This window comes from Azoarcus taiwanensis, assembly GCF_012910885.1.
Classification (GTDB): Bacteria; Pseudomonadota; Gammaproteobacteria; order Burkholderiales; family Rhodocyclaceae; genus Azoarcus_F; species Azoarcus_F taiwanensis.
This window is the reverse complement of record NZ_WTVM01000037.1, coordinates 21,644-32,510: the sequence shown is the minus strand read 5'-3', so window position 1 is coordinate 32,510 and position 10,867 is coordinate 21,644. Positions and strand designations below refer to the sequence as shown.

The following is a 10,867-nucleotide window of genomic DNA, read 5'->3' as shown; positions in this document are numbered from 1 at the left end:
CTTCTTGCCCTGCGCCGGCACATCAATGCGGTAGAGCGGTGGTTGTGCGACATAGACATGGCCCAGCTCGATGAGCTTGGGGAAGTGACGGAAGAACAGCGTCAGCAATAGCGTCTGGATGTGCGCGCCGTCGACGTCGGCATCCGACATGATCACCACCTTGCCGTAGCGCAGTCCGGAGAGGTCAGGTGTGGCATCGTAATCGTGGGCGTCGACGCCGAGCGCGACCGCGATGTCGTGGATCTCGGCGTTGGCCAGGAGCCGGTTGGGGTCGACCTCCCAGGCGTTCTGGACCTTGCCGCGCAGCGGCAGGATTGCCTGGGTTTCCTTGTTGCGGGCCATCTTCGCCGAGCCACCGGCTGAGTCGCCTTCGACCAGAAACAGCTCGTTGTCCGCAATGTCCTCGGATTCGCAATCGGAGAGCTTGCCCGGTAGCACCGCGACGCCGGAGGTTTTTTTCTTTTCGACCTTCTGCGCGCTGCGCTGGCGGGCCATGGCCTGCTTGATCGAGAGTTCGGCGATCGCCTTGCCGGCTTCAACATGGTTGTTGAGCCAGATCTCGAAGGGGTCGCGAATCTGCCCGGAAACGAGCTTGACCGCTTCGCGTGAGTTGAGCTTTTCCTTCACCTGGCCTTGAAACTGCGGGTCGAGCAGTCGTGCCGAGAGCACGAAGCTCATGCGGCCGCAGACGTCGTCCTGTTGCAGCTTGACGCCGCGCGGCAGCAGCGCATGGTGCTCGATGAAGGACTTGACCGCGTCGAAGACGCCGGCGCGCAGGCCGGATTCGTGGGTGCCGCCGGCCACCGTCGGGATCAGGTTGACGTAGGACTCGCTCGGCACCGCCTGTTCGAACCAGGCGATCGCCCAGGCCGCGCCCTCGCCGTTGGCGAAGCTCGGGTCGTTGGCGTCCGCATAGCGCTCGAAGGTGTAGATCGGGGCAACCGGCTCGCTGTCGCCCCCGACTTCACGCAGGTAGCCGGCGAGGCCCTCGGGGTAAGACCAGGTCCTGGTGACGATGCTGCCATCTGCCTGCTCGATGTCGAGCCGGACTGCCACGCCCGGCAGCAGCACCGCCTTGCTGCGCAGCAGTCGCTCGAGCTCGGCCATCGGGACCTTGGGTGAATCGAAGTATTTCACGTCCGGCCACACCCGCACCCGGGTGCCGGATTTGCGTCCGCAGGGGCCGATCTCGTTCAGCTGGCCGATACGTTCGCCACCGTCGGTGAATTCGATTCGATACTGCTTGCCCTCGCGCAGGATCTCGACTTCCACGCGGGTGGACAGCGCGTTGGTGACCGCGACACCCACACCGTGCAGGCCGCCCGAGAACGCGTAGGCGCTGTTGCCCTCACGCTTGTCGAACTTGCCGCCGGCGTGCAGTCGGGTATAAGCGAGCACGACCACCGGCACGCCTTCTTCCGGATGCAGGCCGACCGGAATGCCACGGCCGTCGTCGGCCACGGTGACCGAGCCGTCGACATGCAGCGTCACCGCAATCTGGCGTGCGAAGCCGGCCAGGGCCTCGTCCGCGGCGTTGTCGATGACTTCCTGGATGATGTGCGCCGGTGAATCCGTACGCGTATACATGCCGGGGCGCTCGCGCACCGGCTCCAGTCCCTTCAGAACCCGGAACGAGGACTCGTCGTATTGCTTGCCTGCCATGTGGCTCCATGCGTCGCAGTGATCACTGGCGCGCAAGGATAGCAGGACAGCGGGGCAGGTGACAGGCGAATGAGGTCAGGCGCTGCCGAGATGACGGCCGCGGCCAGCGGGCCGGCTGACGCCTTCGGCATCATAGAGCTGAGGTTGGTCGGCGGCGGTCAGCAAAACCGAGAGCGCCGCCTGGTTGTGCTGCATGTGTTCGGTGATGAGCTTGCCGTTGAGTTCGTTGCGAGCGCGAGCTTCGGCGGCCAGCGAGAGAATCCTGTCCCAGGTGGCGAGCGCCCCGGGCAAAGCCGCACAGACCTTGCGAATGCCCTCTGCGTTGTTCTCCAGCCCGGCCTGGCCCAGCATCCGGGCGCGTGTGTCGTGCTGACGTTGGAGTAGGTGATAGAGCTCGGTCTTCTCCTTGGTTAGCGCAAGCAGTGCGTCCGTCTCGCCGGCCACGAGCAATGATTCCTCACGCGACAAGAGTTCGAGAAAATTGCGCAGCAGCGCAGCCTCGCTCTCCATCAGTTGCGAGAGTCGGCTCGCGAGCACCGCGGACTGGGTGGCGCCCGGGTTCATCGCGGGCGCTGGTCGCCCAACATCTGGCGCACGCTGTCAATCAGGCCATCGGCGATCTTGCCGGCGTCCACCTTGAAGCGGCCTTCGCTGATGGCAGCTCGAATCTCATCGACGCGGGACCGGTCGACTGCGGGGGTGGAAGCGATCGTCGCTTCGGCCTTGGCAAGACTTGCGGACAAGGAGGAAAGCTCGACCTTGGCTTCGCCGCCTTTCTGTGTGCCTGCACCCGGTTGCGGTTTGGGCCTGTTCTCGCCGCCACCGGTGAGCCCCTGGACCGTCTTGATACCGCCTTCTATCTTCACTTTGCTTCTCCCGAAAACACCTTTACGGCTAGGGTAACGGCTGCGCTGCAAGAAACTTGAGAAATAAATTCAAAAAAATCAGCCTGCGGCCTACTTGCGTTATCACATGCAAAACGCATGCCAGCGCTAGAAACGAACCTCGACCACGCCTTCCGCGCGTGCGACGCCGGTGACGACCTGGCCGTTGGGAAGTCGGACGCGCACCGATTCACCTTCTCCGGCCCGGTTGAGCGCCCTCCCTTCATTGCTGACACGGAATCCGGCCCCACTGCCGATGACCTTCACGGTTTGCCCCTGCTGCACCGCTGGTGGCAGACGCAGCATCTCCGCACGCAAGGTGTTGCCTGCGCCGACTGCGAAGCGGGCGTGGTGCCCAATCGCTCGAGCCATGTCGGTCAGGGCGCCAGGGGGCTGGGCGGCCAGGTCGCCGCGTTCCAGACGAAGATCCTCGGGGCCGATGATCTGCCCCGGGCGAATCGGGCGCGCGGCGACGAGATAGTCGGTTACCGCCGACACCCGGGCCGGCAAGTAGACCGTCCACACCACCGGTGAATCGCAGCGGACCCCGACACTGATCTGACCCCATGCGCGTGTGCCGGGCGGCAGAAACGGCTGCAGTGATGCGCAGGGCGGGAGTTGATTGGCGCGGTCCAGTTGGCCGACCTCGATGCTGATGTCGCCGGGTAGCCCCGATGCCTGGGCATGCAGAAACTCGGTTGCCAGCGCCTCGACCGGCTCCGGGGGTTGGTGGGCATGAACGGCACCTGCGGTCAGCAGGTGTGCGACTGCGGTAGCGAGAAGCGGGGCGGCGTGGACTTTCATCTTCTCATTGCAACACGTCTTCGCCTGCTGCGGCAAGCCAACGGCAAATCCTGCCGTAAAGCGGCAATTGAGGACGGGTTGCCGGTGGAATTGGACGGTTTTTTGCAGGGTTATCGAAGAACCGGGCGGCATTGCGCGGGCCTAGGATAGCTGGCATGAAAGGTGCAATGGGCTGGGTGAGTCCCGGTCCGCATCCCAATTAACGGCTCGAGGCCGGAGAAATCGAGGTTCCGCCATGAAAACCCTGCTAGACAATTCGCTCAGCTTCTACCAGACGGCGATCAATGTTCAGGCACAGCGCCAACAGTTGATCGCATCGAACATCGCGAATGCCGATACACCGAACTACAAGGCTCGCGACATCGATTTTCGGGCTGCCTTGCGCGGTGCGCTGGGTCAGGGCCGTTTCGGTCCGCTGGCGCTGGCGACCACCGCGAGCGGACATGTCGCAAGCGGTCAGGGTGCGCGCCTCGAGGGTTTTACCGGTTACCGGCGGGAACTGCAATCCAGCGTTGATGGCAACACCGTCAATATGGACGTCGAGCGCGCGGCCTTCGCAGAGAACTCGATTCATTACGAGGCCAGCGTGACCTTCATCAACAGCCTGTTGCGCGGCATGCAGCGCGCGATCTCGGGTCAATAAGGAAGCGGGCGACGATGAGCATGTTCAATGTCTTCACGATCGCGGGCTCAGCGCTCAATGCGCAGTCGATGCGCTTGAACACGACCGCCTCGAACCTGGCCAATGCCGACAGCGTGGTAGGCGCGGATGGCCAACCCTATCGCGCGAAACAAGTGGTGTTCGCAGCAACGCCGGTGGCCGGACCCGGCGCCCAGGGCGTGCGGGTGACCGAGGTCGTCGAGAGCGCGGCGCCGATGCGCCTGGTGTACGAACCGAACAACCCTGCGGCCAATGCCGAGGGCTATGTGGAAATGCCCAACGTGAACGTGGTCGAGGAGATGGTCAACATGATCTCGGCCTCTCGTTCGTATCAGAACAACGCGGAAATCATGAGTACCGCGAAGACCCTGCTGCAGCGCACGCTGGCCATCGGTCAGTGATCGTTCGCGTTGGCGGTAACTGGAGAGCGCAATGAGCGTGATTAACGAAACCAAGAACGTGCTGGCAAGTCTGGGGCGCAACGAGTCGGTCAACAAGACTGCCAACGATGATGCCCAGACGCGTTTTCTCACGCTGCTGACCACCCAGTTGAGAAACCAGGATCCGATGAATCCGCTCGAGAATGCGGAAGTCACCTCGCAGCTCGCCCAGATGAGCACGGTTGACGGTATCGAGCGCCTGAACAAGATGTTCCAGAAATTCCTCGACGCCCAGGAAGCGGCCGAAACCATGAACGCAGCCGCGCTCGTCGGCCGCGGTGTACTGGTGCCAGGCAAGGGCATGATCCTGACCGAAGCGGGCGGGGTTGGTGGATTCGTGCTCGACACTCCGGCCCAGCGCGTAACGCTGAGTATTCGGGATTCCGCCGGCATCGAAGTCGCGAAGATCGAACTCGACGACGTCGAAGCCGGTTCGCACAACTACGTCTGGGACGGTACCTCGGTGAGCGGCGAGCGTGCGGCGAGCGGGCTTTACACTGTTTCCGTGACTGCCAGCGAGGGTGACAAGAATGTGGCTGCGCGCACCCTGGAATTCGGCCAGGTGACCGGTGTGATGCGCGGCCCGCGCGGAGCTGACTTGCAGGTCGGTTCGCTCGGCATCTTTCAGTTCAACGACATCAAGCAGATTCTCTGATCAGGAGCACGGATCATGGCATTCCAACAGGGTTTGAGCGGCCTCGCATCGTCATCCAGGGCGATTGACGTTGTCAGCAACAACATCGCCAACTCGAGTACGGTGGGTTTCAAGGGCGCCACGGCCCAGTTTGCCGACGTGTACGCGTCTGCACTCACCGGGGCGGTGTCGACTATCCAGGTCGGTATCGGTGCTACGGTGAATGCCGTCAAGCAGGCCTTCACCCAGGGCAACCTGACGACGACCAGCAATCCGCTCGACATGGCGATCAACGGAAACGGATTCTTCCGCATCCAGCGCAACGACGGCACCTTCGCCTACACCCGCAACGGTCAGTTCGATGTCGATCGCGAAGGCTACATCATCACGGCACAGGGCGAGCGCCTGACCGGGTATCAGGTCGACCCCAACGGTCTGGTTGGCAACGTCATTGGCCCGCTACGGGTTCCGCAGGATGAGGCGGACCCTCAGGCAACCGGCTCGGAAACGGGGGTCTCGATCACGGCGAACCTGGATTCCCGGGAGGGGGTGCCGACAACCGCTCCGTTCGACCCCCTCAATACCGACTCCTACAATTCGACCACTTCGCTGACCGTTTATGACAGCCTCGGCAATCCGCATACGCTGAGTCTGTACTTTGTGCGCACCGCGCCCGAGATTGACCGGACCTGGGAGGTCTATGCCTCACTCGACGGTGATACCCCTAACTCAATAGGGAGCACGGTGTTTCAACCCAATGGCAGATACGATGACGCGTTCCCGGGAACGTTCAACTTCACACGTTCGGCCGCCGATTTGAACAATGGCGCAGCCGCCCTCACGTTTCCGATCGACTTGTCGAACATGACCCAGTTCGGCTCAACCTTCTCGGTCACGGAAATCCAGCAGGATGGCTACGCTTCGGGGCAGGTGGCAGGGTTCGCGATCAGCCGTGACGGCATTATCCAGGGGCGCTACACGAACGGGCAGACACGCGATCTTGGTCAGGTCACCCTGGTGACTTTCCGCAGCCCGAACGGCTTGATCTCGCTGGGCAACAACTTGTGGGCTGCCTCGCCCGAATCCGGGGCGCCGGTCGAGGGGCGCCCGGGCGCGGGTTTGAACGGCGTCATCTCGGCTGGCCAGGTTGAGGATTCCAACGTCGACCTCACCCAGGAGCTCGTGCAACTCATCATCCAGCAGCGCAATTATCAGGCCAACGCTCAGTCGATCCGCACCCAGGATCAACTGCTGCAGACGCTGGTGAATCTGCGCTGATCGGAGCGGCTGAAGGAGAAACGTAATGGATCGCCTGATCTACACGGCAATGACCGGTGCCAAACACACTCTCGGTCAGCAGGGCGCCGTTGCGCACAATCTTGCCAATGCGAACTCCACCGGTTTCCGTGCCGAGCTGCACAAACTGCGCGCGGTCGAGGTGCAGACCGACGCTCATCGCACTCGAGCCTTCACCGTGGACGCCAGCGTTGGCAACGATTTCGCGCCGGGCGTACTGCAATACACCGGCCGTCCGTACGATGTCGCTCTTGATGGCAAGGGTTGGCTGACGGTACAGATGCCGGACGGCACCGAGGCCTACACTCGCAACGGCAGTCTTGAGGTGAGCCCCAACGGCGTCCTGCAGACCCGGGATGGCAGGCCGGTTGTCGGCGAAGGCGGGCCGATTGCGCTTCCGCCGGATACCGAGATCGTCATCGGTCGCGACGGCACAATCTCGGCCATCGAGCCGGGCGGGGGAGGTGTGGTCAACGTCGTCGGTCAGCTCAAGCTGGTCAACCCGCCCGAGCAGAGTCTCGAACGCGGTGCTGACGGCTTGTTCCGGCTGAGCACAGGTTTGCCAGCGCCCGCAGACCCCGGCGTTGCGGTGGCAAGCGGGTATCTCGAGGGCAGCAATGTCAATGTCGTGGAGCAGATGGTGACGATGATCTCGCTCGCTCGCCAGTTCGAAATGCAGACCCGCATGATGCAGAACGCCGAGCAGAACGACCGTGCCGCATCGCAGATCCTCGGCAGCCGTTGATCGGCGTCGAAACAAGAATTAAGGCCGGCTTGAACCCGTTATTCGCCGGATCGTCGTCAGGGCACGACGCGTAAGCTGAGTATCAGGGCAAACGCGGCAGTCTGGCCGCGACACATTGCCAGACAAGGAGTACGACATGATTCGCTCGCTATGGACCGCAAGAACCGGACTGGATGCCCAGCAGACGCAGCTGGACGTCATTTCCAATAACCTGGCCAACGTTTCGACCAATGGTTTCAAGCGCTCACGGGCGGTGTTCGAAGACTTGCTTTATCAGACCCTTCGTCAGCCGGGAGCCCAGCAGACTCAGCAGAACCAGATCTCGAGCGGTTTGCAGATCGGTACCGGCGTGCGCCCGATTGCGACCGAGCGGTTGTTCACCCAGGGCAATCTGCAGCAGACCGGCAATTCTCTCGATCTCGCGTTGCAGGGCAATGGTTTCTTTCAGATCGAGCGCCCGGACGGGACCATCGCCTACACCCGCGATGGGTCCTTCCAGCTCGACAACGAGGGCAATGTCGTGACTGCCAGCGGCTACCTGTTGGCCGACAACATCAACATCCCGGCTGATGCGTTGTCGATCACGGTGGGCAAGGACGGCACCGTGAGCGTGCTGCAGGCGGGTGAGATTGCGCCGATCGAGGTGGGTGCGATTCAGCTTGCGACCTTCGTCAACCCCGGTGGCCTGCAGGCAGCCGGCGAGAACCTGTTTCTCGAGACGGCTTCCAGTGGCGTCGCCAATCCTGTTCAGCCAGGGCTGGAAGGCGCTGGCGTGATCAACCAGGGCTACGTCGAAACTTCCAACGTCAACGTGGCCGAGGAACTGGTCAGCATGATCGTGACCCAGCGTGCCTACGAGATCAATTCAAGAGTGGTCTCCACGTCCGACCAGATGCTCGGCCGCCTCACCCAGCTCTGAGGCCTCGTCATGAATAGCGTCAGATTTCTTGCGATTGTTGCGCTCGTGTTGCTGTCAGGCTGTGCGGCAGTGCAGACAACGCCGCCCACCGCAGTGCACCAGCCGATGACGGCCATTCCCGAGGCGCGAGCCCAGATGGTACCGGCCAATGGCGCCATCTATCAGGCGAGCCACGCCCGACCGCTGTTCGAGGACCGGCGTGCCCGCAATGTGGGCGACACGCTCACGATCAACCTGGTCGAGCGCAATGCTGCACAAAAGGCATCCAACGCCAATGCGACCCGCGGCTCGAGCATGAGCGGCGGCATCACCACCCTTGGTCGCGTGCCACTCGCCGGCCTTGGCGGCCTCGAGGTCGAAGCCGGGGCAGACTCGACTTTCACTGGGCGGGGTGCTGCGGCGGCCAACAACGCCTTCAACGGCACGATCACGGTCACTGTCATCGAGGTCTATCCGAACGGGAATCTGCTGGTGTCGGGCGAGAAGCAGCTCGCGATCAACCAGGGCAACGAGTTCATCCGCTTCTCCGGGGTGATCAACCCCAACACCATTACCGGGGCCAACACCGTGCAATCCACGCAGGTGGCCGACGCCCGCATCGAGTACAAGGGCAGTGGCTACATCGACGAGTCCCAGCGCATGGGTTGGCTGCAGCGATTCTTCCTCGCGGTCCTGCCGTTCTGAGGGGGCATCATGAATACACGAAAGCTCTTTAGATTGTTTGGAATCGTGCTGGTTGCGATGACTCTGGGTGCGCCGGTATCGGCGGCGGAGCGGATCAAGGATCTGGCCTCGATTTCCGGCGTGCGGGACAACCAGATTGTCGGTTACGGGATTGTCGTGGGGCTGGACGGCTCCGGCGACCAGACCACGCAGACGCCATTCACGGTGCAGAGCATCATCAACATGCTGGGCAACATGGGCGTGGCGATGCCGCCGGGAACGCGCCTGCAGCTCCGAAACGTTGCGGCGGTGATGGTCACTGCCAATCTGCCGCCGTTCGTACGTCCTGGGCAGCAGATTGACGTCACCGTCTCATCCATCGGTAACGCACGTAGTCTGCGCGGCGGCACCCTGATCATGACGCCGCTCAAGGGCGCGGACGGGCAGGTCTACGCAATGGCGCAGGGCCATCTGTTCGTTGGCGGTATCGGTGCCGAAGGTGTCGGCGCATCGCAGGTGACGAACCATCTGGCCGCAGGGCGCATTCCCAACGGCGCAACGGTCGAGCGTGCCGTGCCAACCTCGCTCGGCCAGGGCGAATACATCACCTTCGAACTGCGCGAAACCGATTTCGGCACCGTGCGTCGGGTGGTGGATGCGATCAACATGGCGACTGCCAACGGGGTTGCCCAGGCGCTGGACGGACGCAGCATCCAGGTGCGGGCACCCATGGACCCGACCGATCGCGTCGCATTCATCGGCCGCCTGGAGAACCTCATGGTCACCCCGGAGCAGCAGGCGGCACGGGTCATCGTCAACGCCCGAACCGGTTCGGTGGTCATGAACCAGCGGGTCACGCTGCAGAACGTTGCGGTTGCCCACGGCAACATCACCGTCAGTATCGGCACCGATACCACGGTGGTCCAGCCGCCTCCGTTCAGTGGCGGCGAGACAGCAGTGGTGCAGCAAGGCCGGATCGAGATCGACGAACCGCAGGTGAGCTTCATCAACGTACCCGAGAGCGCCAGTCTGTCGGACGTGGTCACCGCACTCAACGCGATTGGCGCGACGCCGACCGACCTCGTCAGCATCCTGCAGGCGATGCGCGCGGCCGGTGCCTTGCGGGCGGAGCTGGAGATCATCTGACATGAGCGTCGAGCTCAACCAGCTCAACGTCCTCGACCCGAACTCCTTCGGGGATCTCAAGCGGCTTGCGCGCGAAGGCAATTCGCCCGATGCGCTGCGCGCTGCCGCCAAGCAGTTCGAGGGCTTGTTCATGCAGATGATGCTAAAGGCCATGCGCGAGGCAACCCCGGCCAATGGCCTCTTCGACAACGACCAGACGCGCATGCTGCAGTCATTTCAGGACCAGCAGATGGCGATGCAAATGGCGCAAGGCTCGGGCTCGGGCATTGGCCTGGCCGACGTGATCTTTCGTCAAATGGGCGGTGAGCATCTGGGTGTGACTCGTGAGCCGGCCATCGGTCAGGACGGCAAGCCAGTGTTCGATCTGGCCAGCGTGCCGCGTCGAGCGGCAATTTCTGCCTTGCGCGGCAGCAGAGAGGCAAGCGCTGCCGGCAACACCGCCGGGGAGAATGCGCCAGCAAGTGGATCTGCCGCCACGGCTAGCGGGGTTCCGAGTCCGGCCTCGTCGGTCTCCGAGCGCGTCGGCAACTTCGTCGGCCGGGTCTGGTCGCATGCGGTTGAAGCCGCACGCAGCATCGGTGTGCCGCCGCAGTTCATGGTCGCTCAGGCTGCGCTCGAAACCGGCTGGGGCAGGGCGGAGTTGCGAACTCGCGACGGACAACCGAGCCATAACGTTTTCAACATCAAGGCCGGCCGAAACTGGAAAGGTCCGGTGGTCGAACTGCCAGTGACCGAGTACGCCGACGGTCGGCCCTACACAGAGAAGGCGCGTTTCAGGGTCTACGGCTCGTACGCCGAAGCCTTCCAGGACTTCGCCAACCTGATGCGCAACAACCCGCGCTATGCGAACGTGCTCGGCCAGAGCGATCCGGTCGGATTCGCCCGCAGCCTGCAGACAGCTGGCTACGCTACCGATCCGCTTTACGCGGACAAGCTCGCAAGCATCATCAACGGGCCGACGCTGCGCGCTGCGCTCGGTGGTTGAGGTGAGCGCAAGTGCCGGCTGCCCGCCA

13 protein-coding genes are annotated in these 10,867 nt (G+C 63.0%); 9 read left to right on the top strand and 4 right to left on the bottom strand.

Annotated features, from left to right (window positions below; genetic code table 11):
* From GPA21_RS08115 to flgA, 4 genes are all read right to left on the bottom strand, one after another.
* Positions 1–1,662, bottom strand: a 1,662-nt coding sequence (locus GPA21_RS08115) for a DNA topoisomerase IV subunit B (RefSeq protein ID WP_168987703.1), incomplete at its 3' end; no start/stop codon positions are given.
* 75 nt (positions 1,663–1,737) lie between these two features.
* A complete protein-coding gene (locus GPA21_RS08110; RefSeq protein ID WP_168987702.1) occupies positions 1,738–2,226 on the bottom strand; it encodes a flagella synthesis protein FlgN in 489 nt (162 codons plus the stop codon).
* Positions 2,223–2,528, bottom strand: a complete 306-nt coding sequence (gene flgM / locus GPA21_RS08105; protein ID WP_168987701.1) for a flagellar biosynthesis anti-sigma factor FlgM — start codon at positions 2,526–2,528, stop codon at positions 2,223–2,225. Before flgM ends, GPA21_RS08110 begins: the two co-directional genes overlap by 4 nt.
* 126 nt (positions 2,529–2,654) lie before the next feature.
* A complete protein-coding gene (gene flgA / locus GPA21_RS08100; RefSeq protein ID WP_168987700.1) occupies positions 2,655–3,350 on the bottom strand; it encodes a flagellar basal body P-ring formation chaperone FlgA in 696 nt (231 codons plus the stop codon).
* A gap of 235 nt (positions 3,351–3,585) precedes the next feature.
* Here flgA and flgB point away from each other — a divergent pair, with 235 nt between their 5' ends.
* From flgB to flgJ, 9 genes are all read left to right on the top strand, one after another.
* Positions 3,586–3,993 carry a flagellar basal body rod protein FlgB gene (flgB, locus tag GPA21_RS08095; RefSeq protein WP_168987699.1) on the top strand — a complete coding sequence of 136 codons (408 nt, stop codon included), beginning with the start codon at positions 3,586–3,588 and terminating at the stop codon, positions 3,991–3,993.
* 14 nt (positions 3,994–4,007) lie between these two features.
* Positions 4,008–4,412 (top strand): flagellar basal body rod protein FlgC, encoded by a 405-nt coding sequence (flgC, locus tag GPA21_RS08090; protein WP_168987698.1) that lies wholly within the window; start codon positions 4,008–4,010, stop codon positions 4,410–4,412.
* Positions 4,413–4,443: 31 nt separating this feature from the next.
* A complete protein-coding gene (locus tag GPA21_RS08085; protein WP_168987697.1) occupies positions 4,444–5,106 on the top strand; it encodes a flagellar hook assembly protein FlgD in 663 nt (220 codons plus the stop codon).
* A gap of 15 nt (positions 5,107–5,121) precedes the next feature.
* Complete coding sequence (gene flgE / locus GPA21_RS08080) at positions 5,122–6,363, top strand: flagellar hook protein FlgE (RefSeq protein WP_168987696.1); 1,242 nt, start codon at positions 5,122–5,124, stop codon at positions 6,361–6,363.
* Between the two features lie 25 nt (positions 6,364–6,388).
* Positions 6,389–7,126 (top strand): flagellar basal-body rod protein FlgF, encoded by a 738-nt coding sequence (flgF, locus tag GPA21_RS08075; RefSeq protein ID WP_168987695.1) that lies wholly within the window; start codon positions 6,389–6,391, stop codon positions 7,124–7,126.
* A 136-nt stretch (positions 7,127–7,262) separates the two neighbouring features.
* Entirely contained in the window at positions 7,263–8,045 is a 783-nt protein-coding gene (flgG, locus tag GPA21_RS08070; protein WP_168987694.1) for a flagellar basal-body rod protein FlgG, read from the top strand.
* Positions 8,046–8,054: 9 nt separating this feature from the next.
* Positions 8,055–8,729 (top strand): flagellar basal body L-ring protein FlgH, encoded by a 675-nt coding sequence (locus GPA21_RS08065; RefSeq protein WP_168987693.1) that lies wholly within the window; start codon positions 8,055–8,057, stop codon positions 8,727–8,729.
* Between the two features lie 57 nt (positions 8,730–8,786).
* Entirely contained in the window at positions 8,787–9,854 is a 1,068-nt protein-coding gene (locus GPA21_RS08060) for a flagellar basal body P-ring protein FlgI (RefSeq protein ID WP_246261833.1), read from the top strand.
* Between the two features lies 1 nt (position 9,855).
* The gene (gene flgJ, locus GPA21_RS08055) at positions 9,856–10,839 is read left to right on the top strand and encodes a flagellar assembly peptidoglycan hydrolase FlgJ (protein WP_168987691.1); all 984 of its coding nucleotides are present in this window, start codon (positions 9,856–9,858) and stop codon (positions 10,837–10,839) included.
* The last annotated feature ends 28 nt before the right edge of the window (positions 10,840–10,867 follow it).